Annotated in this window: 13 protein-coding genes; 6 read left to right on the top strand and 7 right to left on the bottom strand. The window is 61.4% G+C overall.

Features of this window, described 5'->3' with window-relative positions; translation table 11 throughout:
- The first annotated feature begins 123 nt into the window (after positions 1-123).
- Complete coding sequence (locus LQ231_RS00945) at positions 124-861, top strand: LuxR family transcriptional regulator (protein ID WP_230169928.1); 738 nt, start codon at positions 124-126, stop codon at positions 859-861.
- Positions 862-978: 117 nt separating this feature from the next.
- Positions 979-4,437, top strand: a complete 3,459-nt coding sequence (gene pyc, locus LQ231_RS00940; RefSeq protein ID WP_230169927.1) for a pyruvate carboxylase — start codon at positions 979-981, stop codon at positions 4,435-4,437.
- Between the two features lie 88 nt (positions 4,438-4,525).
- Here pyc and LQ231_RS00935 read toward each other — a convergent pair whose 3' ends face one another.
- The 4 genes from LQ231_RS00935 to LQ231_RS00920 all read right to left on the bottom strand — a co-directional run bounded on the left by LQ231_RS00935 (position 4,526) and on the right by LQ231_RS00920 (position 16,183).
- Positions 4,526-13,012, bottom strand: a complete 8,487-nt coding sequence (locus LQ231_RS00935) for a glucoamylase family protein (protein ID WP_230169926.1) — start codon at positions 13,010-13,012, stop codon at positions 4,526-4,528.
- A 315-nt stretch (positions 13,013-13,327) separates the two neighbouring features.
- On the bottom strand, positions 13,328-14,521 hold the full coding sequence (locus tag LQ231_RS00930; RefSeq protein WP_230169925.1) for a pyridoxal phosphate-dependent aminotransferase: 1,194 nt from the start codon (positions 14,519-14,521) through the stop codon (positions 13,328-13,330).
- 15 nt (positions 14,522-14,536) lie between these two features.
- Positions 14,537-15,181 carry a transcriptional regulator BetI gene (betI, locus tag LQ231_RS00925; protein ID WP_230169924.1) on the bottom strand — a complete coding sequence of 215 codons (645 nt, stop codon included), beginning with the start codon at positions 15,179-15,181 and terminating at the stop codon, positions 14,537-14,539.
- Between the two features lie 138 nt (positions 15,182-15,319).
- A complete protein-coding gene (locus tag LQ231_RS00920) occupies positions 15,320-16,183 on the bottom strand; it encodes a DMT family transporter (protein WP_230169923.1) in 864 nt (287 codons plus the stop codon).
- A gap of 214 nt (positions 16,184-16,397) precedes the next feature.
- Here LQ231_RS00920 and LQ231_RS00915 point away from each other — a divergent pair, with 214 nt between their 5' ends.
- Entirely contained in the window at positions 16,398-17,588 is a 1,191-nt protein-coding gene (locus LQ231_RS00915; protein WP_113142716.1) for an MFS transporter, read from the top strand.
- On the opposite strand, the gene LQ231_RS00910 is transcribed toward LQ231_RS00915, so the two are convergent.
- Entirely contained in the window at positions 17,585-19,861 is a 2,277-nt protein-coding gene (locus LQ231_RS00910) for a molybdopterin cofactor-binding domain-containing protein (protein WP_230169922.1), read from the bottom strand. The two genes, LQ231_RS00915 and LQ231_RS00910, sit on opposite strands and share 4 nt — an antisense overlap.
- Position 19,862: 1 nt before the next feature.
- Positions 19,863-20,321, bottom strand: coding sequence for a (2Fe-2S)-binding protein (locus LQ231_RS00905; RefSeq protein ID WP_290371339.1), 459 nt, complete (start codon positions 20,319-20,321; stop codon positions 19,863-19,865).
- 78 nt (positions 20,322-20,399) lie between these two features.
- Here LQ231_RS00905 and LQ231_RS00900 point away from each other — a divergent pair, with 78 nt between their 5' ends.
- From LQ231_RS00900 to LQ231_RS00890, 3 genes are all read left to right on the top strand, one after another.
- Entirely contained in the window at positions 20,400-20,984 is a 585-nt protein-coding gene (locus tag LQ231_RS00900; protein ID WP_162742693.1) for a TetR/AcrR family transcriptional regulator, read from the top strand.
- A 100-nt stretch (positions 20,985-21,084) separates the two neighbouring features.
- Entirely contained in the window at positions 21,085-22,335 is a 1,251-nt protein-coding gene (ispG, locus tag LQ231_RS00895) for a flavodoxin-dependent (E)-4-hydroxy-3-methylbut-2-enyl-diphosphate synthase (protein ID WP_230169921.1), read from the top strand.
- Positions 22,336-22,412: 77 nt separating this feature from the next.
- The gene (locus tag LQ231_RS00890; RefSeq protein ID WP_113142712.1) at positions 22,413-23,075 is read left to right on the top strand and encodes an OmpA family protein; all 663 of its coding nucleotides are present in this window, start codon (positions 22,413-22,415) and stop codon (positions 23,073-23,075) included.
- Between the two features lie 57 nt (positions 23,076-23,132).
- Here LQ231_RS00890 and LQ231_RS00885 read toward each other — a convergent pair whose 3' ends face one another.
- A complete protein-coding gene (locus LQ231_RS00885; RefSeq protein ID WP_230169920.1) occupies positions 23,133-23,768 on the bottom strand; it encodes a LysE family translocator in 636 nt (211 codons plus the stop codon).
- Positions 23,769-23,774: the final 6 nt, after the last annotated feature.

Here is a 23,774-nt window from a genome sequence, read left to right as displayed (position 1 = left end):
ATTTTTAATACCCTCCTAACGCAATATGATAATATTTGTTCATATTGCGTTGGTTCATTCAGAATGACGAGCCTCGTGGCTTTTTCGTGATTTTATAAGCACACAGTTATTCAGGGGGTCTGGGTGAATATTAACCAGCTATTGCATTTTTTGGTCGTTGCGGACGAATGTCGGTCAGCAACGGAGATCGTGGCAGAGCTGGAAAAACTCGTTGCCGCTTACGGGTTTGACTACTACGGGCTGGTTCGCCAACCGAAGCCGGACGAAAATCCGCTGGAGCTGGTGTTGTGTGGGCGTTGGCCGGAAGGCTGGCCGCAGATGTATATTGCCAAGAAATATGTGCTGATCGACCCGACCATTCGATATCTATCGCAAGCCCAGTCCGGCTTTCGCTGGCGCGATACAGCGCATGCGTTTCGCGCCGACCCGCATCGCAAGCGCATGGAGCGCATGCTGATGGACGGCATGCGCTTCGGATTGCTGGATGGTTATATATTTCCCGTCCATGGCCGCACGGGATTGCTGGGCAACATGACGGTGGGTGGCAAGCCGATCGATCTGTCACCTATCGAAATCAGCCTGTTCGACGCCGTGGCAAAAAAGGCGTTCTGGCGGATGCTTGAACTGACCCGCGAAGGTGATGTCAGTTCGGCGAAGGCGATCGATACCAGGATGACCCGACGCGAGATGGAAGTCTTGAGTTATCTGGCCGATGGCCTGACCTCGATCGAGATCAGCAAGATCCTGAAAATATCCAATCACACTGTCGATTGGTACATGAACGGCATTCAGGACAAGTTGAATGCCAAGAACCGCCAGCATGTAGTGGCGCTTGCCTTCCGGCTCGGGCTGGTAACCTGAGCATGGCGGCAATTTTCAGATAGCCGCTCAAGGTAAATTGAACTTCCTAAAACAACGCGCTATGAATTTTCTTCGCAGGTGCACAATGCCCTGGCATATCGTTTTGGGGAGACCGAATTGCCAATATCCAAGATCCTTGTCGCCAACCGTTCCGAAATTGCAATTCGCGTGTTTCGCGCCGCAAACGAACTGGGCATAAAAACGGTTGCGATCTGGGCGGAGGAGGACAAACTGGCTCTCCATCGCTTCAAGGCGGACGAGAGTTACCAGGTTGGCCGGGGGCCGCATCTGGCGCGTGATCTTGGACCGATCGAAAGCTATCTCTCCATCGAGGAAGTGATCCGCGTCGCCAAGCTGTCGGGTGCCGATGCCATCCATCCAGGCTATGGGCTGCTGTCGGAAAGTCCTGAATTTGTAGACGCCTGTAACGATGCAGGTATCATTTTCATCGGGCCCCGCGCCGATACGATGCGCCGGCTCGGCAACAAGGTCGCGGCACGCAATCTCGCCATCGAAATCGGCGTTCCCGTCGTACCTGCGACGGAACCGCTGCCGGACGACATGGCGGTCGTTGCCAAAATGGCCGAGGAGATCGGCTATCCGGTGATGCTGAAAGCCTCCTGGGGCGGCGGCGGACGCGGCATGCGCGCCATTCGCGATCCGAAGGATCTCGCCAAGGAAGTGACCGAGGCCAAGCGCGAAGCGATGGCCGCCTTCGGCAAGGACGAAGTCTACCTCGAAAAGCTGGTCGAGCGTGCGCGCCACGTCGAAAGCCAGGTTCTCGGCGACACGCACGGCAATGTCGTGCATCTGTTCGAGCGCGACTGCTCCGTCCAGCGTCGCAACCAGAAAGTCGTCGAGCGTGCGCCAGCACCTTACCTGAGCGAAGCGCAGCGGCAGGAACTGGCGAGCTATTCGACGAAGATTGCCAAGGCGACGAACTATGTCGGCGCCGGCACAGTCGAGTATCTGATGGATATGGACACCGGCAAGTTCTACTTCATCGAGGTCAATCCGCGTATCCAGGTCGAGCATACCGTGACCGAGGTCGTGACCGGCATCGATATCGTCAAGGCGCAGATCCACATTCTCGACGGTTACGCGATCGGCACGCCGGAATCGGGCGTGCCCAAGCAGGAAGACATCAAGCTCAACGGCCACGCGCTGCAGTGCCGCATCACCACGGAAGACCCGGAGCAGAACTTCATCCCCGACTACGGCCGTATCACCGCCTATCGTGGCGCGACCGGCTTCGGAATCCGTCTTGACGGCGGCACCGCCTATTCCGGTGCGGTGATCACCCGGTTCTATGATCCGCTTCTGGAAAAGGTCACGGCCTGGTCGCCGAGCCCGGAAGAGACGATCGCCCGCATGCACCGCGCGCTGCGCGAATTCCGGATCCGCGGAGTGGCTACCAACCTGACCTTCCTCGAGGCGATCATCACGCACGAGAAGTTCAGGGACAATACCTACACGACGCGTTTCATCGACACGACGCCGGAACTGTTCCAACAGGTCAAGCGTCAGGACCGTGCGACCAAGCTCTTGACCTATCTCGCCGACGTGACCGTGAACGGCCATCCGGAAGCCAAGGGTCGGCCGAAGCCGTCGAAGGAAATCGCCGAGCCGGTGGTGCCGTTTACACCGGGCGATATCCGGCCAGGCACGAAGCAGAAGCTGGACGAGCTCGGCCCGAAGAAGTTCGGCGAATGGGTGCGGGCGCAGAACCGTGTGCTGGTCACCGACACGACGATGCGTGATGGCCACCAGTCGCTGCTGGCGACGCGCATGCGCACCTATGACATTGCCCGGATCGCCGGGACCTATGCCCGCGCATTGCCGAACCTGTTTTCGCTGGAATGCTGGGGTGGCGCGACCTTCGACGTTTCCATGCGCTTCCTGACGGAAGATCCGTGGGAGCGGCTGGCGAAGGTCCGCGAAGATGCACCGAACCTGTTGCTGCAGATGCTGCTGCGCGGTGCCAATGGCGTCGGCTACAAGAACTACCCGGACAACGTGGTCAAATACTTCGTCCGACAGGCGGCCAAGGGCGGCATCGACGTGTTCCGCGTGTTTGACTGCCTGAACTGGGTGGAAAACATGCGCGTCTCGATGGATGCGGTCGCCGAAGAAAACAAGATCTGCGAAGCGGCGATCTGCTACACGGGCGACATCCTGAATTCGGCGCGCCCGAAATACGATCTGAAATATTACACCGACCTTGCCGCCGAACTCGACAAGGCGGGTGCGCATATCATTGCGGTCAAGGACATGGCCGGCCTGTTGAAGCCAGCAGCGGCGCGCGTGCTGTTCAAGGCGCTGCGCGAGGCAACGGATCTGCCGATCCACTTCCACACGCATGATACGTCCGGCATTGCCGCGGCAACCGTGCTGGCTGCCGTTGAATCGGGTGTCGATGTCGTCGATGCGGCGATGGACGCCTTATCGGGCAATACCTCGCAGCCTTGCCTTGGCTCGATCGTCGAGGCCTTGCGCGGCACCGAACGCGATCCGGATCTCGATCCGGAATGGATCCGCCGCATCTCCTTCTACTGGGAAGCGGTGCGCCACCAGTATGCGGCCTTCGAAAGCGACCTCAAGGGGCCGGCTTCCGAAGTCTATCTGCATGAAATGCCCGGTGGCCAGTTCACCAATCTGAAGGAGCAGGCACGCTCGCTGGGTCTCGAGACCCGCTGGCACGAGGTGGCGCAGACCTATGCCGATGCCAACCAGATGTTCGGCGATATCGTCAAGGTGACGCCGTCGTCGAAGGTCGTCGGCGACATGGCGCTGATGATGGTCAGCCAGGACCTGACGGTGGCCGACGTGGTCAATCCGGCCAAGGACGTGTCCTTCCCGGATTCAGTCGTCTCGATGCTGAAGGGCGATCTTGGCCAGCCTCCGGGCGGCTGGCCGGAAGGGCTGCAGAAGAAGGCGCTGAAGGGCGAAAAGCCGTACACGGTTCGTCCGGGCTCGCTGCTGGAAGACGCTGATCTCGATGCCGAACGCAAGGCGATCGAGGCGAAGCTCGAACGTGAGGTCAGCGACTTCGAGTTCGCTTCCTACCTGATGTATCCGAAGGTCTTCACCGACTATGCACTGGCGGCTGATACCTATGGCCCGGTCAGCGTGTTGCCGACGCCTGCCTATTTTTATGGTCTCGGTTCGGGCGAGGAACTGTTCGCCGATATCGAGAAGGGCAAGACCCTGGTTGTCCTCAATCAGGCGCAGGCTGAGATCGACGAGAAGGGCATGGTCAAGGTGTTCTTCGAGATCAACGGCCAGCCGCGTCCGATCAAGGTGCCGGATCGCAACCGGGGTGCTTCAAGCACCATTCGCCGCAAGGCGGAGGCCGGAAATGCCGCCCATCTCGGCGCGCCGATGCCGGGTGTTATCTCGACCGTTGCCGTGACGGCCGGCCAGACCGTAAAATCCGGCGATGTGCTGGTCTCGATCGAGGCGATGAAGATGGAAACCGCGCTGCATGCGGAAAAGGATGGCACAATTGCTGAAGTTCTGGTGCGCACCGGCGACCAGATCGATGCCAAGGATCTGCTGATCGTCTACGGCGCCTGACACTCCGTTTGGGATTGCAGAATAGAAGAAGCCCCGCCGAGCGATCGGCGGGGCTTCTGTCGTTCCGTCTTAAGGCTTCAGGCGAAGATCACTTCGCCTTGCCGAGCTTGACGCCCTTTTCCGGGCTTGCAACCTTCTTGCCATCGACTGTGATCGCGTAGGCGCCCTTGTCTGCGCGCGTGACGGCGATCGCCACGGCGCGGCCATCGAGGGTCACATTGGCTTCGAAACCGTTCCAGTGGTCAGGCAGGGCCGGCTTGACGAAGAGCTGGCTGCCCTTGCGGCTGATGCCGAGCAGTCCTTCGACGGCAAAGCGATAGAGCCAGCCTGCAGAGCCTGTGTACCACGTCCAGCCGCCGCGGCCGACATAGGCCTCGCCACCGTAGATGTCGGCAGCGACGGCATAGGGCTCGACGCGGTAACGTTCGGCTGCCTCGGCATCGAGCGCGTGGTTGATCGGGTTGAGCAGGCCGAAGACGCGCCAGGCGTCGCTGGTGCGGCCGGCTTTGGCCAGCGCCAGACCCAGCCAGATGGCGGCATGGGTATACTGGCCACCGTTTTCGCGCACACCCGGCGGATAGGCCTTGATGTAGCCCGGATCGACCGGTGCCTTGTCGAAAGGCGGGGTGAACAGGCGCACAATGCCGCCTTCGTCATCGATCAGCTTGGATACGGCCGCATCAAGCGCCTTTTCGACATGGTCCGGCTGGCCCAAACCGGAGAGAACGCTCCAGGACTGCGCGATCGAATCGATGCGGCATTCCAGCGATGCGTCCGAGCCGAGCGGCGTGCCGTCGTCGAAATAGCCACGACGATAGTATTCGCCGTCCCAGCCCGCCGTTTCGAGCGCTGCGGTCAGGGTTTCGATATGGGCGGTCCAGCGTTCGCTGCGGGCGGTATCCTTGCGCGCTTCGGCATAAGGCAGGAAGGCCTTGAGCGTGGCGGCGAGGAACCAGCCGAGCCAGATGCTTTCGCCCTGGCCCTTGGCGCCAACGCGGTTCATGCCGTCGTTCCAGTCGCCGCCGAGGATCAGCGGCAGGTTATGTTCGCCGGTGCGGGTAATCGCGAGATCCAGCGCACGGGCGGCATGTTCGTAGAGGTCGGCCTGTTCTTCCGAGCGGGTCGGCTGGAAGAAGGCATCGTGCTGCGACATGCGCAGTTCCGGTCCTTCGATGAAGGCGATCTTTTCGTCCAGAATGGCTTTGTCGCCGGTGGTGGAGACATACTGGTCGATGGCGTAGGCCAGCCAGACGACGTCGTCGGAGATATGCGTGCGCACGCCAGCCTCGGTTTGCGGCAGCCACCAATGCTGCACGTCGCCTTCGATGAACTGGCGGGCGGCGGCATTGAGGATCTGCTTGCGGGCCAGCGATGGCTGCTGGAGCAGGAAGGCCAGCGTGTCCTGCAACTGGTCACGGAAGCCGAAGGCGCCGCTTGCCTGGTAGAAGCCGGCGCGGGCGAAGATGCGGCATGCCAGCGCCTGATAGGGCAGCCAGCGATTGACGAGATGATCGAACGCCTTGTCGCCGGTCGAGACCTGCAACTGGCCGGTAAAGCCGTTCCAGAACGCGCGGTTGGCTTCCAGCACGCTGTCGAAATCGACGCCGCGCATGGTCGTGACCAATGCTGTTGCCTTTTCGGCCGTGTCGGTTTCCCCGAGTAGGAAGGTCAGGTCACGCTGCTGGCCTGCGCCGATCTCGATGTCGAAGGCAAGTGCCGCGCACGGATCGCTTTCGGTGTCGATGGAACCGGACAATTTGGCAGTCCGGGCTAAGGCCTGCGGTAGCTTGATCGTGCCATGACGGCCGATGAACTCGCGACGGCTGGACGTGTGCCCGACCGGCGCCGAGGGACCGGCGAGGAAGGCAAAACGACCTGGATAGTTGATGTCGAAGGGGTTTGTCGCCAGAAGCGCGCCGGTCTCCTCGTCATAGGTTGAGAGCACGAAGGGAGCGGTCTTCTGGCCGTTGTTGCCGAGGATCCATTCTGCGTAGCCGTAGACGCGGAATATCCGCGATTCCGTGCCGGTGTTGCGTAGGACAAGTCGAGACAGCTTCACCGGACGCTCGCGATCGACCGTCTGGGTCAACTCGATGTCGAGATCGCCGTGCTGGCTTGCGAATATGGAATAGCCCTGGCCATGCCGTGTCTCGAAGCGCGCGTCATTGTCCTGGTTCAGGGCACTGACAGGCGCATAGGTACGGCCACTTTCCAGGTCGGCGACATAGAAGGCTTCGCCCGGGCGGTTGGTGACGGGATCATTGGTCCACGGGGTTAGCTGGTAATCGCGGGAGTTCTGGCTCCAGGTGAAGCCGGCACCTTCCGCCGCTACGTGGAAGCCGAACTGCTCGTTGGTGATGACATTGATCCACGGCTGCGGCGTCGCAGAGCCCGCCGCCAGGCGGACGACATATTCGCTGCCGTCTCTGGAGAAGCCGCCGAAGCCGTTCCAGAAATCGAGATCGTTGCCGTCCGGGGCCTTTGCCGTTGCTTCAATCGCTGCCGGCAGGGCAGGGATGATGCCGGGCCATTCCGGTTCGGCGCCATCGGGCACACGCGGCGTGGCAAACAGGGACACGGCGCGATTGACCTGATCGACGATCTTGCCGTTTCGGGCATGCAGAACGACCCGTGCAGCGCCGAGAAGGGCCTGGGTTGCGGTCTCGTCGTTGAGATCGTTGCGCACAGTGAAGACATGCTGACGACCTGCGCCGTCCGGCAGACGGTGGCGCAGGTTTTCCGCCAGCTGATCCAGCGCATGCTGCATATCCTGCGCATAGGACGTGGCGCGTTCGTTGACGATCGCCAAGTCGATCACCAGCCCGCGGCGACGCAGGTATTCCAGCGCACTCAGGGCTTCCCGGGCGATCTCGATGTCCATGTCATCGTTGATGCGCAGCGCAAAGATCGGGAAGTCGCCCGAGATCGCCATCGGCCAGAGCGCCGACTGCGAACGCAGGCCGGTGCGTACCGTTTCCGGATCGGCTCTCAGATGCGTATCGGGATAGACCAGGTAGCGGCCGAGATGCTGGAAGGCTGCGGCCTGCTGCGAGGTGATGCCGATATGGCGCAACTCGACCTGTACGCGGGTCCAGGCATGGATCAGTTCATGGCTGAAGGCATCCGGGTGGCGGTAGCGGTCGATCGCCTTGTCGATTTCCTCACGATTCGGGGCCGCGATCGTCCAAAAGATTACCGAGACCTTCTTGCCGGCGGGGACACGAACGACGCGGCGCAGGCTGAGGATCGGATCGAGCGTGTAGCCATCGGTACCCGACAGCGTGGCACCCGGATCGAAGGCTGCGGCTTCGGCGAGGCTGCGGCCCCGGCCGAGGAAGGCGCGGCGATCGGTTTCGAATTCCGTCGGGCGGCCCGGTCCGGCATTGTCGACGATCAGGTGGGCGACGCAGATATCCGGATCGTCCGGGCTGCGCTTGTTGCGCTCGGCGCGAATGACGTCGCCGCGCTTGCCGATCTCGGTCTTGACGAACATGCGCGAAAACAGCGGATGGGCATTGTCGGCATCGTCATAACCGAGCACGGGCTCAAGATAGGACGTGACTTCGATGAAGCGGTCTTCCGTCCCGGTGTTGAGGATCGTCAGGCGACGGCCTTCGGCGTCATGCTCGGTTGCGACGATGCATTCGACCGTGGTCGAGATCTCGCCGACCGTCTTGAAGAATTCGGCCTTGTCGTCGCCGAAGATGACCTTGGACTTCTCGTCTTCGGCGCGACGTGGCGTTGCTGTGGCAGACCACCACTGGCTGCTGGTCGTGTCACGCAGGAAGATGAAGGTGCCCCAGCGATCCTCGGTCGGATCGGCCTTCCAGCGGGAAACGGACTGGCCGTTCCAGCGCGAGAAACCGGTCCCTGTTGCCGTCAGCATGACCGAGTAGTGGCCGTTGGACAGGAAGGCGACTTCGCGGTCCTTGGAGGCCGGATCGTTGATGGTGCGGATTTCGGCGCGCAACAGATCGGCCTGGCCCTTGCCGGGGGTCTGCGGTTCGTATTTGGCGCTCATCACCGGAATTTCACGCGGGGCCTTTTCCTGAAGCAGCAGTTCGGCCGCCTCGATCACCGGATCGGCATGGAAGAGGGTACGCAGGCGGCCGTTGAAGGCGACGTTGGCGACAGCGGCGATCGACATGCCATGGTGGTGGGCATAGTAGTTGTAGACCACCGCGCATTTCTTGCCGTCGGGCAGGCGGGTCGGGGTGAAATCGACCGCATCGTGATAGCCGTAGGCGCCCAATGCGCCAAGCTTGCGCAGGCGTTCGAGGTTTTCGAGCGAGGCTTCCGGATAATACTGGCTGGCCAGGATCGAGGCATAAGGCGCGATGACGGCATTCTGGCCGAGGCCACGTTTGAGGCCGAGCGTCGGCACGCCGAAATTGGTGTACTGATAGGTCAGTTCGTGGTCGCGGGCGTTGAAGGCCGCTTCCGAGATACCCCAGGGGATGTTCAGGCGGCGGCCGTGGTTCATCTGCTCGATGACAACCAGATTGTTGGTCTGGTTGAGGATGCCACCCTGGCGCTCCTGCATGACGAGCGGCGGCATCAGATATTCGAACATCGAGCCGGACCAGGAAATCAGCGCCGCACGGGCGCCGATCGGCACGACCTGACGGCCGAGGCGGTACCAGTGTTCGGTCGGCAGGTCACCCTTGGCGATGGCAAACAGGCTGGTCAGGCGGCATTCGGAGGCGAGCAGATCATAGCAGGCTTCGTCGAGTTCACGACCATCGACGCGGTAGCCGATCGACAGCAGGCGGCGCTCGGGGCGGAACAGGAAGGTGAAGTCCATCGAAAACGCGATGCCACGGGCGCGTTCGCAGAGCTGCGACAGGCGCTGGCGGATCGGATCGATGTTCGACAGGTCAAAGGCCGTGTCGGAGATATGCGCCTCGCAGACGGAGACCAGCGATTCCGTCCAGCGGATCACTTCGACGCTCTGGTCGGAGCGGACCTCGTGATGCAGGTTTGCCGCCAGCTTCTGAATATCGCGGGCAAGCACGGCCAGATTGATGGTGCGGATCGAGGCGAACTCGTGCTCGCGCTTGACCGCGGCAAGCGCGGTGTTGAAGCCGACAATGCGTTCTTCCAGGCGACGGCGGAGCGGGCGAACGGTCTTGCGGTCGTCCGGCAACTGGGCGAGGACTTCCAAGAGGATGCCGCCGACATCGCCGATGCCGTCGAGATTGCCCTGCAGATGGGCAGAGGGTGCTTCGGCCCATTCACGGCAGGCCGACGAAATTGCGATCAGGTGACCGGCAAGGTTGCCGCTGTCGACCGCCGAGATGTAGCGAGGGCCAAGCGTCTGCAGCGTGTCGGTATGGTACCAGTTGAACAGGTGTCCGCGATATTTATCCATCCGCTCGATGGTGGCGATCGTCTGCTCCAGGCGCTCGATCGTTTGTTCGAAGCTTAGCCAGCCGAAATGGCGGGCCGACACGACGGAGAGAAGATAGACACCGATATTGGTCGGCGAAGTGCGATGGGCAACGACCGGCTCCGGCGTTTCCTGGAAGTTGTCCGGCGGCAGGTAGTTGTCGCCGGCGGTGACGAAGGTTTCGAAGTAACGCCAGGTGCGGCGGGCAATCTTGCGCAGTTCGATTGCGACGTGTTCGGGAACTTCCAGGCTGTCTTCAGTCTCTGCCGACTGGCTGACATACCAGGCAAGCAGAGGCGAGAGCACCCAGAGACATGCGAAGGGCAGGCCGATCAGGTAGCCATAGCCACCGGGCAGCGCCGCGACGCCGACCGACAGGACGGCGAGGATCGGCGCATGACGCATCGAGCCGTAGTAGGAGCCGATGGAGCCCTGGGCGGCCGACTGCACGCTTGAGGCGGTGCGCCATTCCAGGAGCAGCTTGCGGCTGACGGTCAGACGATAGAGGGACCGGGCAATGGCGTCGGCCATCATGCAGGCCTGGTCGGCGATGAAGACGATGCGCAGCGCGACCTGGGCATTGATCGAGCGGATTTCCGACCAGAGGGTCTGGAAATGGGCAGCCGGAACGATGTCGGTCTGGCGCGGCACGATGCCGGAGAGCAGCGAGAGTGTCGGCGCGACGAACAGGCTGAAGATCAGAACGAGCTGCCAGATGGTGGCGCCGACGGGATCCATCGTCGCCCAGCCGAGAACCGAGGCCATGAACCAGGCGATCGGTGTCAGCGAACGACGCAGGTTGTCGATCATCTTCCAGCGGGCAAGGGCGGTGATGCCGCGGGCCGGATCGCCGATATAAGAGAGAAGCTGCCAGTCGCCGCGGGCCCAGCGATGCTGGCGGGAGATTTCGACCTCGTAGCGTGTCGGGAAATCCTCGACCAGTTCGACGTCGGTGACCAGGGCGCAACGCGCCATCGAACCTTCGAGCAGGTCGTGGCTGAGCACGGTGTTTTCGTCGATACGGCCCTTGAGCGCGCGCTCGAAGGCGTCGACATGATAGAGGCCCTTGCCGGTGAACGAGCCTTCGCCGGTGATGTCCTGATAGACGTCGGAAACGGTGAAGACATAAGGGTCCACACCGCGGTTCATCGAGAAGATCCGCTGGAAGACCGAGGCATCCTTGCCGGTGGTCAGCGACGGTGTGACGCGCGGTTGCAGCACGCCATAGCCGCTGATTACGCGGCCGGATTTTTCGTCATGCACCGGACGGTTGATCGGATGGTGCATCTTGCCGACGAGCTTGGTGACGGCGTCGCGCATCAGGCGCGTGTCGGCATCGAGCGTCATCACGTATTGGACGTTTTCCGGCACCATGTTGGCACCTGGCAGGTACGAGGTGTCACGGTCGCCACGCAGAAGCAGGTTCAGTTCGTGCAATTTGCCGCGCTTGCGCTCCCAGCCCATCCAGGCGCCTTCGGCCGGATTATAGAGGCGACGGCGATGCAGCAGGTAAAATCGGGTCTTGCCGTCGGTTGCGTAGCGGGCGCTGAGCTGCGCCACTTCGCGCTTGGCGTAGTCCAGGACTTCAAGATCGGCGATCGTTTCTTCGACATGGCTGTCCTTCCAGTCGCTGAGCAGCGCGAAATAGATCTCGCCATGCGGATTGGTCAGATAGTGGACTTCGAGATTGCGGATCAGTTCATCGACATCATCGCGCTTGGAGATCAGGCAGGGCACGACGACCAGGGTGCGTGCCTCTGCTGGAATCCCATCCTTGAATTCGTAGCCGGTCAGTCGTGTCGGTTTGACAAAGAAGGTCACCAGCGTGTTGAACAGGCCGGTCGCGCCTTCGGAAACGGGCAGCGAAACCATGGCAAGCAAAAGCAAGATGAGGGGCGTCGACAGGCCGGCGAGCACCAGAAAATGCCCGATGACCCAAAGCGCTGCAATCGTCAGGCCGAGGACCGGAATGGTAATCGACAGCCAATTCAGTTGTTTGATGCTGTCGGCGATGATGCGTGACAACGGGCGGCTGTAGCCGATCGTCTCTTCGAGTTCCAGCCGCCGTGCGCCGACGAAATAGCTTCCAACGTCAAGTACATCGCCGGAAGACCGGACATTTTCGGTTGCCAGATCGATCGCGGTCTGGGCGATTTCGATCTCGGAGCGGTCGGAACGCCGGGCAAGTTTTTCGATCGTATTGCGATAGGCGTTGCGCGAACCGAAATCGAGCTCGCGATAATCTGTGTGCTGGCCGAGAACCTTGTCGACATGGCAGACTTCCTCGACCCAGACAGACCATTCCTTGTCGTCGATCTCGCGCAGGCCGCGGACGATATTGCCCATGGTGACATTGCCGGAGGACAGACGGTTGTGCTCGGCGTCCATCGCCTCCTGCGCGGTGCGGCCGGCGGCTTCCAAACGGGCTTCAAGCCAGGTCACGGCAAAGCTGGTATTCTGCGAGCCGTTGCGCAGGCGGTAGAGGAACTGGGTGGCAAAGGTATTGTCGTCGGCCAGCGGTTCGATCTGGCGCAGATATTCCGCAGCCGTGACCGGATCGTTCAGGCGCACGATCTCGTCGGCGACTTCGTTGGCCTTGCGGCGCATCCGGCGCGAACGATCGACGCGAGTGGCGATGCGGCGCAGGTTCTCGACGAGAACGAAGCGCACGATCGACGGCAGCGCCCAGAGCTCCCCGATCTCGAGCGTCTGATGCAGCTGGAAGCCTTCGACCAATGCGGTCATGCTTTCCTGCGAGACGGTCGAATGGGTATGGGCGACATAGAGCCATGCCATCGCCATCGTCCGCGGAATTTCGCGGTTGCCGATCTCCATCGTCGGCAGTTGCCGATAGAACTTCTTCGGGAAGTCCCGGCGGACTTCCTGGATCGCTTCTTCGATGACGTAGTGGTTGTCGAGCAGCCATTCTGCTGCCGGCGTGATCGTAGCGCCTGCCTCGACATCGGCCGCCGTCGCGCGGTAGACGCGCAGGATTTCCCGCTCGTTTTCCTTGTGGCGGGCAAAAAAGTCAAAATCATTCAGGCTGGGCAACTCATCGGCGCCGTCGCGCGCGAGGGCCGCCGCACTTTCGTGCAACTCCTCGATCGTGAAATAGGCAGCTCTGATCGAGTCGTTATGGTCGATCTGTTTGGTTTCGAGGTCGCGCGACGGGACATGCAGCGTCATGGGATGAATTGGATCTCGGGTTGTCTGTTAAAGAATGCTGTCAGGGCTTGCCTTAACCGCTGGTCTTCCTGGGGCGTTGGCTTTGCACAATTTCTGGCGTGTATTCAACAATTGAAGCAGAAAAAGGCTGCAATGCGACGTGGAGCCGGCAAGGAAACTGGTCTGGGCGGATATGCTTTCGGGCCTTGGCTGGGAGAATTGGCTTTTTATGCCTTATTTCAAGGCAGTAGCCAAGGGGTGCGGCGACAGACAATGATCTGCGCCGCCGCAGGCTTTTTTATAAGTCACGCTGCCCAAATCGTTGGATACAGCGATTCAGGCGGCTTCGGCGGCGAGCATGTTGGCGATCTGGATCATGCGGTCTGCGGCCTCCGCCAGCATGTCATCGGACACGGTCAGGGATACCCGGATCAGGTCACGTGCCGCCTCTCCGAAGGAGGAGCCGGGCATAACCGCCACATGCTGTTCCTCCAGCAGTCTCGCTGCAAATTCATACCCTGTCAGCCCGGTCGCTCCGACATCCACGACAATGAACATCCCACCTTCCGGCATGATCGGCTTGAGGGTGCTGATTGACTTCAGGCGGGTCGCAATCAGGCGGGCGCGGCGCTCGTAGTTGGTCCGCATGATGCCGGATGTTTCAATCGGTTGCGTCAGCGCCATCGCGGTCATGTCGGCGATAAAGGGCTGCATGCCGAAGAGCATGGTTTCCGAGACCGGCAGCAGGCGATCGCAAAAGTCACTCGGACCGACGGCCCAGCCGCTGCGAAAGCCCGGCGCTGCATGTGATTTCGAGATCGAGGACACGACGACGGTACGCTCGGCGAGAGCCGGATTGTCGAAGGGAGATGCGAAGGTCTTGCTGAGGTTCTGGCCAAAGGCCAGTTCCTCATAGACCTCGTCGCAGACGATCCAGAGATCGTGGCGGCGGCAGACCTCGCCGATGGCGCTGATTTCGTCAGACGTCAGGACCGCCCCGGTCGGATTGTGCGGCGTGTTCATGAGGAGAACACGACTGCGCGACGTGATTGCCGCCTCCAGATCCCGGGCATTCAGGTGAAAGCCGTTCTCCATCTTCAGCTTTACCGGTGAAAGCCTGGCGCCACTCGATGCGATCAGGCCCTCATAGGTGGCATAATAGGGATCGCCGACCAGGACTTCATCGCCGGCATCGAGTAGGCCCATGAGAACCACGAACAATGCGGATTGAGTGCCCGGAAAACATAGTACATTCCGCTCGGTGATGTTGTCGCGGCGCTTGCGATACTTTTCAACGAGCGCAGACACCACCGACGCTTCACCACGTCCATTGGAATAGCGGGTGCGGCCGGCATGGAGCGCGCGGGTGCATTCTGCCAGCAGGGTCGGATCGGGCGGGAGATCGGGTTCGCCGATGGTGAGCTGGATGACCGGAATACCTTCGGCAGCCTTTTTGCGGGCTTCGATGTGAATGGCCCATTTGCCGGAACCAAGGCCGGCCAGTCGTTCGGTGATGGAGGCGTAACGCATGGGAATTGTCCGATGTCAGGCCGATGCCGGCGTGTTTTTCAAGGATAGGCCGCCGAGCAGCGCCTCGACCGCGTCGAGGGCAATCTGCTGCAGGCTCTGGTCGTCAAACAGATCGCTGGCCAGCGAGGCCTCCAGCCACAGGCCGTCGATCAAACCGTTGATGGCGATGGCCAGCCTGCGGCATTCGTCCGGTCCCGGTCGACGAGCATGCTCTTCCAGCACGGTCGAGATCAGGTTTTCCAGAATGCCCAGCAAGGTCAGATAGTTTTCCCGGTGAATGCGGGCGAACTCATCGTCGGAACGAACCCGGCTGATGAAGGCGGCCCAGAGCGATAGCGCCTTCGCGTCAGCAATCGGCGGACTGACATTGGCGATGATGAAACGCCGCAAGCGGCCGTGCGGATCGTTGTCCACCTGGTCGATCGCCATCATGGCCGTCTGCGTCATGCTTGACAGAACCTCGCGATAGGCAGCCTGCAGCATCTGGTCCTTGCCGGCGAAATAGTGGCGGATCAGGCCGCCCGTAACACCGGCGCGGGCTGCGATGTCCCGCACTGTTGCGCCTTCAAGGCCATGTTCGGAAATACTGTCCAGCGTCGCCGCGATGAGATCGTTGCGGCGTTCGGTTTCCCCAGCCCGGTGGAAGCTGCGTCTTGTCATGCGGCCCTTCCGGATGCCCGGCGTGTCTGAGGCCAGCGGCGTTTCAACGAGAACAAAGCAATCTGCCAATGTTCTAATTATACGCACGGACAACAAGCGGACAAGTGCGAAAAATCCATTTGCGGGCTGGCTGGCGTGTCAAGCACGCATCAACCGCCGCTCGCCGACGATGATGATGATACCGGCACTGGCAATCAGCAGGGCGCCGACAATCACGTTGTTGCCCGGAATGTCGCCCCAGATGGCGTAGCCGAGAACGAAGGCCCAGATCAGGGCGGTATATTCGAACGGTGCAATGACCGAGATCGGTGCGCGGCGCATGCCTTCGAAGAAGGCGAGTTGCCCAATACCGCCCATGACGCCGACGGAGAGCAGCAATATCGCTGCCGAACTGTCCGGCGACACCCAGGAACTGACGGCCATGGGAGCGGTCAGGACGAGGAAGAAGAAATTGGTGACGGTCATTTGGACGATCGTTCGGGCGCCCATGGCGGTGCGACGCAAGAGCACCGTGCCGAATGCCCAGAGACAGGCGGCGAGCAGCGCCAGATAGACTGGCCACTCGATCGTCATGCCGGTTGGGTCGGTTGCGATGACCACGCCGACAAAGCCGATGCCGACGGCCAACCAGCGGGACAAAGTGACATGTTCGCCGAGCATCGGGATCGACAACAGTATCGCGACGACGGGAGCCGCGAAATAGAGCGTTGTGATGTCGGCAAGCGGCAGGAACCTGGCGGCATTGAAGTAGCAGAGCCAGGCGGCCAGAAGGATGAAGCTGCGGATGAGCAGCGGCTTGATCACCGGCGAGGCAACGGTTTCGCGCAAGTGATCCTTGCCGCCCATGGCGAAACAACCGATCAAAATGGTCAGGCTGCGGCAGAAAAGGATCTGCCAGACGGTCGTCGTTTCGACCAGCAGCTTGATCATGCCGTCGTGTACCGAAAATAGGAAATAGGCGAGGCTGGTCAGCAGAATGCCGGCGCCGATGGCGGTCTTCACGATGGTGGCCTTTCAGGGACGGACACCGTTGCGCAGGAATGGCATGGTGCGGGTGCCATCTCATGGTTTGTCCGACGGGTGTCAATTGCGAATTTTGACGATAGTGACGATCATGTTCGGTCGAAACAAAATGTGAAATTTTAAACCGCTTTGGAGATTGCCGTTTAAATCGATTAAATTAAATTGCCTGCCGATTGCAGAGGAGTGCATTACAATGACGATTGGCAATATCGCCGTGTCGGCGCAAGGGCCGGCACCGCTGGTCACACGCGAGAGAGCGGCGGTATCGCTGCTGTTTTTCCTGAACGGAATGGTGATTGGTGCCTGGGTCCCGAAAATCCCACTGTTTGCCAATGCGCTGTCTTTGTCCGAGTCCGCCCTTGGCATGATGATTTTCGCCTTCGGCATCGGATCGCTGGTGCTGATGCCGATTGCCGGCATGCAGATCGCTCGTCTGGGGTCGAGCGGCGTGGTCAAGGTAACGACGTTGCTGTTCATTCCGACCATCGTGCTGGTCACGCTCGCGGACACTATTTGGACCGGGGCCATTGCCGTCTTCCTGTTCGGGGGGCTCACGGGCGCAATGGACGTGGCGATGAATGCCAACGCGGTCGAGGTCGAGCGCAAGATGCGTCGCTCGATCATGTCGTCCTGCCATGCCTTCTGGAGTCTCGGTGGACTTGTCGGCTCGGCAACCGGCGGTATTCTGATCGCGGCCATCGGTGCGACCGGGCATGTTGTGCTATTGGCCGCCGTCTGCCTGGCGCTGTTCCTGGTGGCTTGGCCGATGATCCTGCCGGATGCGCCGCATCCGAGTGAAAAGGCGGCAGGCGGGAAGCTTCCGCTGACGCCGCTGCCTTGGCTGATCGGCTTGATGGCACTGTTTTCGATGGTCCCGGAAGGAACGGTGCTGGACTGGAGCGCACTGTATCTGCGCAACGAACTCGGTGCATCGACGGCCTTCTCGGGCTTTGCATTCGCGGCCTTTTCGCTGACCATGGCGATCCTGCGTTTTGCCGGCGATTTCGTTCGCGATCGCTTCGGCGCGGTCAAGACCATGCGCTTCTGCGCTATCGCCGCCTTTGTCGGGCTGATCCTGGCTGGCCAGGCGCCGAATGTCACCGTGGCGCTGATCGGCTTTGCGATTGCCGGGATCGGTATTTCCAATCTGGTACCGATCGCGTTTTCGGCCGGCGGAAACGTGCCTGGCCTTGCGCCGGGTATCGGCCTCTCCGTCGTGACGACGATGGGCTATTCGGGCATTCTGTTCGCTCCATCGCTGATCGGCTTCATTGCCGAGCACACATCGTTATCGAACGTCTACACGGCGATCTCGGCGCTGCTGCTGGTGGTGCTGGCGCTGTCCGGTCTTGCTCGCCATGCAGACCGGGTGTCGGGCCATTAGGCAAAGTTTACCGAATACGACAAAGGCAGGCGCCGGTGGCGCTTGCCGGTCAGGGCGAAGATCGCATTGGCCAGTGCCGGCATGACCGGGGGCGTTCCGGGTTCGCCGGCGCCGCCCATGTGCCCGGAATTCTCCAGCAATTCGACGGAAATGACCGGGCACTGGTTGATCCGCAGGGCGTCGTAGTCGTGAAAATTCGATTGCTGCACCATGCCGTCGGCAAAGGTGATTTCCTGGCTGATGGCGGCCGATAGGCCATAGACGATTCCCGACATCATCTGCGCCTTGAAATTCAGTGGGTCGAGCACGATGCCTGGGTCGGCGGCGCAGAACACCTTGGTCACTTCGATCGCACCGTTCCTATCGGTGACTTCGACGACCTCGGCAACCCAGGTGCCGAACGATAGCGCGAAGGCCATGCCGCGGGCGTGGCCCCGGGGAAGCGGCGTTGCCCAGGCGGACATGTCCGCGACCTTGTCGATGACGCCCAGCGCTGCCGGATGGGCAGCCAGCAACTCCCGGCGCAAGGCGAGCGGATCTTGGCCACCGGCATGGGCAATCTCGTCGATGAAGCTCTCGTGCATGAAGGTGTTGAACGAATAGCCGACCGACCGCCAGAAGCCGACCGGGACGGCGAGATCGACCTTGCGGCCATCGATGCGGTAGTTCTCGATCGCATAAGGCTGGTTGTAGGCGCCATCGAGCAGGGAATTGTCCGGCCCGCCAACGGGAAGGTTCGGAAAATAGCGACCCAGCGCGCTGGTGATGACAGAAGGCGAGGCGACGGAGCCGATGACGGCCTTCGGCTTGCCAGCCTGGTCGAGCACCGCCTTGTATCGCGACTTCGCCATTGGCCGGTAGGGACCATGGGTCATGTCCTCCTCGCGGCTCCATGTGACCTTGACCGGGCGACCCTTCACGCGCTGGGCGATGCGAATGGCGTAGTCGGCATAATCCGGTTCGATGCGACGGCCGAAACCGCCGCCGAGAAAGGTGGTGTGCACCTTGATCCTGTCATGCTCGAAGCCGGTGATGCGCGCGGCGATGTACTGGATAATCGTCGGTCCCTGGTTGGGGGCCCAGACCTCGACGCCGGTGTCCGTGACACGTGCCGTCGCGTTCATCGGCTCCATCGTTGCATGCGAGAGAAAGGGTACGTCATATTCGGCTTCGATGCGCTTTTCCTGCGCGGCATCGGCGAAAGCCGCATCCGGGTGGCCAAGGGTGCGAAGCGAGAAGCTGTCCGTGCCGTCGAGAGCCGCCGTATGAAGTGCCTCCATCTCACCGGTCGAGGGCGGTATCGGGCCTCTTTCCCAGTCGACATTGATGGCTTCGGCGGCCTTGAAGGCGCGCCAGGTATTGTCCGCAATGACGGCGACACCCTGTCCATAGGGGCTGTCGATGGCGATCACCTGCTTGACCCCCGGCATGGCGCGCGCCGGATCGCCATTGAAGCTCCTGATCCGGCCGCCGGGGCTGGGGTTCATGCGCACGGTCGCATAGAGCATGTCCGGCAGATCGACATCGACGCCGAAGATGGGGGCGCCGGTCACCTTGGCGCGCATGTCCTTACGCGGCTGCGGCTTGCCGAGAATGGTCCAGTCCCTGCGGGGTTTGAGCTGGACTTCGACCTTGCCGGAGAGCGGTGCGGCCTCGAACGCGAGTTCGCCATAAGTGGCGCTGCGGCCGCTGGCGGGATCGGTCACGACGCCTGCATTTGTATCAAGGTTTTCGGCTTCAACATTCCAGCGTGCGGCCGCGGCGGCCTTCAGCGCTTCACGCGCAGTTGCGCCGGCATGGCGCAGTTTGTCGAAGTGATCGATCATCGAGCTCGATCCGCCGGTAAACTGGATGGAGACCAGTTTCGCCACAACGCCGAGCGCACCGCGCAGGCTTTCTGCGACGATCCCGTCGTCAAATTGCGGCAGCGGTGCGCCTTCGCGCATCGCGGCGGCGTTGTAATAGGCGGCCGATGCCTGACCGTGCTCGATATTGACCTGATCCAGGGTCACATCCAGTTCTTCGGCCAGCAGGGCGGCGAGCGTCGTGTAGCTGCCCTGGCCCATTTCGGCGCGCGGCGCGATGATGGTGATGCGGTTGTCGGTTGCGATCTTGAGGAAAGGATTGAAGGTGGCTTCCCCCTCGCCGAGCTCATTTTCGAGCGGGTTCTCAGCCGGCGTTGCATAGCGATAGTAACCGAAGGCGACACCGCCGGTCAGGGCGACGGCACCGAATAGGAAAGAGCGTCGCGCGATGGTGCCGAGTTTCGACATGCTATGCCCCCGCCAATTCGCCGGCCGCGCGATGGATGGCGGCGCGGATGCGCGGATAGGTGCCGCAGCGACAGAGATTGCCGGCCATGGCTGCGTCGATGTCGTCGTCCGTCGGTCTGGAATTGGCTTGGAGCAGGGCCACCGCATTCATGATCTGGCCGGCCTGGCAGTAACCGCATTGCGCCACTTGCTCATCCATCCATGCCTGCTGGACAGGATGGAGGCCTGCGTCGTCGGCCAGCCCCTCGATGGTGCGTACAGGGGCAATCACGTCGCCGACAAGCGTCTGGCAGGCCCGAACAGCTTCGCCACCGATGATCACGGTGCAGGCGCCGCAAAGGCCTGCGCCGCAGCCGAATTTCGGACCCTTGATGTTGAGGATATCCCTGAGTGCCCAGAGCAACGGCATGTCGGGTTCGACCTCAATCGCGTGGGATAGGCCATTGACGATGATGTTCACGAAAGCCTCCGGCTGGACTATAACGATGCTTCAACGAGGATATTTGACATAATGACAAAAAATGTCAAAACGTCAATCATGGATGATTCAAAGACTGACCAGCGCCGGGCGACCATCTTGCGGGAGGCGTTCAATGCCTTTACGCATTATGGTTTCAAGCGCACGACGATGGACGATATTGCCCGCGCTGCCGGCATATCCCGGCCCGTGCTCTATCTGGTCTACCGCAACAAGGCGGATATCTTCCGGGCTTGCATGCTGTCGATGATGGACGAGATGCGCGCGCGCGTCGCGGCCTGTTTTTCGGCAGATACCGATATCGTGCGCAAGGTCGAGCACGCACTGGACGAAGGCATCCTCAGGCCGCACCGCGAGATTTCCGCCACCACGCACGGCGCGGAAATCTTCGACACCAGCCACGAATTCGCAGCCGACCTGTTTCTTGCCTGGATGCAGACGATGGAAGAGGAGATCGCCAGGGGTCTGGAGGCGGAGGCTCAAGCCGGGCGCATCACATTCGCGTCAGCGCTCGGGCCTGCCACGGTTGCCTCCTTGATGCTTGACGCGGTCGAGGGCATGAAGAGCCGCAATTCCGACATGGATCTGGTGGCAAAGAAAATCCGAGATCTGGTTGCCTTGATGATCGAACCTTTGATCCGTTAGGCTTTTGCAAGTCGCGATGGCAGACTGTCGCATCCGGTTGACAATTTCGGGGCTTTGGGCCACCTCCATGTCACATTGAAGACTTTCAGAGACGATGCTCATGTCCACAGCAGACGCATATGATCCTAAACCGCGCCGCGCTTCTGTCGCCGTCGATGTCGGTGGCGTGATTATCGGGGGCGGCGCACCGGTCGTGGTGCAGTCGATGACCAATACCGATACGGCTGATGTGGATTCGACCGTTGCCCAGGTCGCAGCCCTCTACAAGGCGGGTTCGGAAGTCGTGCGTATCACGGTTGATCGCGACGAGAGTGCGGCGGCCGTGCCGAAGATCCGCGAGCGGCTGCTCCGGCTCGGCATGGATGTACCGCTGATCGGCGACTTCCATTATATCGGCCATCGCCTGCTTGCCGATCACCCGGCCTGTGCCGAAGCGCTGGCGAAATACCGCATCAATCCTGGCAATGTCGGCTTCAAGGACAAGAAGGATAAGCAGTTCGGCGATATCGTCGAAATGGCGATCCGCTACGACAAGCCGGTGCGCATCGGCGTCAACTGGGGCTCGCTCGACCAGGAACTGCTGACGAGCCTGATGGACAAGAACCAGGCGGAAGGATTTCCGCTGTCTGCCCGTCAGGTGACACGCGAAGCCATCGTGCAGTCCGCACTGATTTCCGCCGAGCTTGCCGAGGATATCGGCCTGCCGCGCAACCGTATCATCCTGTCGGCCAAGGTCAGTCAGGTGCAGGACCTGATCGCCGTCTATTCGATGATCGCCGACCGGTCGGACCATGCGCTGCATCTCGGCTTGACCGAAGCGGGCATGGGCACCAAGGGCATCGTCGCCTCGTCGGCGGCCATGGGATACGTCCTGCAGCATGGTATCGGCGATACGATCCGCGTTTCCCTGACGCCGGAGCCGAATGGCGACCGCACGCGCGAAGTGCAGGTGGCGCAGGAATTGCTGCAAGTCATGGGTTTCCGGCAGTTCGTGCCGGTGGTGGCCGCCTGTCCGGGTTGCGGCCGAACGACGTCGACGGTTTTCCAGGAACTCGCCCAGAAGATCCAGGATGACCTGCGCAAGAACATGCCGGTCTGGCGCGACAAATATCCGGGCGTCGAAGGCCTGAACGTTGCGGTCATGGGCTGCATCGTCAACGGTCCGGGGGAAAGCAAACACGCCGATATCGGCATTTCGCTTCCCGGAACGGGCGAAAATCCCGCGGCGCCGATCTTTATTGACGGGCAAAAGGCGATGACCTTGCGCGGTCCCAATATCTCCAGCGACTTCGAGGCACTGGTGGCGGACTATATCGAGAAGCGCTACGGTCAAAAGACGGCGGCGGAGTAACGGCTGGACTGCAACTTTATCTTGCCGCAATTTCACTGTTCAGGGATTATCAGCCTGTTCTTGGAGGGACATCCAGCATGATCAAGAAGATTGCCATCGTCGCGCTGTCTGCGACTTTCCTCAGTGCCTGCACGACGACTGACCCCTATACGGGCCAGCAGAAGGTTTCCAATACAGCAGGCGGTGCCGCGCTCGGTGCCGCTGTCGGGGCGCTCGGTGGCCTTGCCGTGGGCGGCTCGCCCGTCGGTCGCCGCAATGCGGCGCTGATCGGTGCCGGTGTTGGCGCGCTGGCCGGTGGTGCCATCGGTAACTACATGGATACCCAGGAATCCGAACTGCGTGCGCAGTTGCAGGGCACCGGCGTTTCGGTCACGCGTGCCGGCGACCGCATCATCCTCAACATGCCGTCGAACATCACCTTCGCAAGCGACCAGGATCAGGTGATCCCGGCCTTCTATGCGACGCTCGATTCGGTCGCGATCGTGCTGAACAAATTCGGCCGGACCCTCATCGACGTCAACGGTCATACCGACTCGACGGGCAGCCTGCAGCATAACCAGGCCCTGTCGGAACGCCGAGCCGCGTCGGTCGCCAATTATCTCGGCAGCCGTGGCGTCGACCAGCGTCGCATGTCGACCTTGGGCTTCGGTCCGTCGCAGCCGGTGGCATCGAATGCGACGCCGGACGGCCGCGCACTCAACCGCCGCGTCGAAGTGCAGATCGCTCCGATCACCCAGTAAGTCCGGGTTCGGAACCGTTCGAAGGGCGCCGCCGCAAGCGGCGCCTTTTTTCGTTGGTCAGCGGGTCAGAAGAAGCTTAGTGCCGGCTGCGGCAAAAAGCACGCCGAGCGTGCCGTCGATGGCGCGGCGGGCGCTCTTGTAGATCTTCAAGGCCCGCGGCGTGGAAAAGAGCAGTGCGTAGCCCATGAAGACGCAGAAACCCGTCACCAGGCAGCCGCCGACGATCAAGGCGACGGCGGCTGCTGAGGCATTTGGCGGCAGGCCGAGCGAGATGATAGCCAGCCAGCCAAAGATCGCCTTGGGGTTGGTCAGGTGGACGGCATAGCCGAGGAGAAAATTGCGCTTCAGGCTCTGGCGGCTGCCTGCGGTCCATTGGGCGGGATCCGCAGCGGTTGTTGCCGAGCGGAAAGCCCGCCATGCCAGATAGAGCATGTAAAGCCCGCCGAGGATGCGCAGGATGACCAGCGACTGGGCATAGTGGGTCAGCAGGGCGGCGAGGCCGAGCGAGGCTGCGGTCGCCCATGTCGCCGAGCCGGCAAAGATGCCGGCCGCCGTGGCAATGCCCCGGCTACGGCCTTGGCCGATGGAGGCCGATGCGATCGCCATGGTCGCAGGCCCTGGACTGATGACGGCGACCAGATAGACGAGATAGGTCGAGAAGATCTGGGGCAGGTGTTGCAGGATATCGTTCATCCGAAG

Source organism: Rhizobium sp. CECT 9324 (assembly GCF_918741265.1).
Lineage (GTDB): Bacteria > Pseudomonadota > Alphaproteobacteria > Rhizobiales > Rhizobiaceae > Allorhizobium.
The sequence above is the reverse complement of the archived record's forward strand: the minus strand, read 5'-3'. Positions and strand labels throughout refer to the sequence as shown.

Coding starts and splice junctions, on each gene's coding strand:
- LQ231_RS00935 (WP_230169926.1), bottom strand. CDS start 13,012: ATGACGCTGCATGTCCCGTCGCGCGACCTCGAAACCAAACAGATCGAC.
- LQ231_RS00930 (WP_230169925.1), bottom strand. CDS start 14,521: ATGCGTTACGCCTCCATCACCGAACGACTGGCCGGCCTTGGTTCCGGC.
- betI (WP_230169924.1), bottom strand. CDS start 15,181: ATGACAAGACGCAGCTTCCACCGGGCTGGGGAAACCGAACGCCGCAAC.
- LQ231_RS00915 (WP_113142716.1), top strand. CDS start 16,398: ATGACGATTGGCAATATCGCCGTGTCGGCGCAAGGGCCGGCACCGCTG.
- LQ231_RS00910 (WP_230169922.1), bottom strand. CDS start 19,861: ATGTCGAAACTCGGCACCATCGCGCGACGCTCTTTCCTATTCGGTGCC.
- LQ231_RS00900 (WP_162742693.1), top strand. CDS start 20,400: ATGGATGATTCAAAGACTGACCAGCGCCGGGCGACCATCTTGCGGGAG.
- ispG (WP_230169921.1), top strand. CDS start 21,085: ATGTCCACAGCAGACGCATATGATCCTAAACCGCGCCGCGCTTCTGTC.
- LQ231_RS00890 (WP_113142712.1), top strand. CDS start 22,413: ATGATCAAGAAGATTGCCATCGTCGCGCTGTCTGCGACTTTCCTCAGT.
- LQ231_RS00885 (WP_230169920.1), bottom strand. CDS start 23,768: ATGAACGATATCCTGCAACACCTGCCCCAGATCTTCTCGACCTATCTC.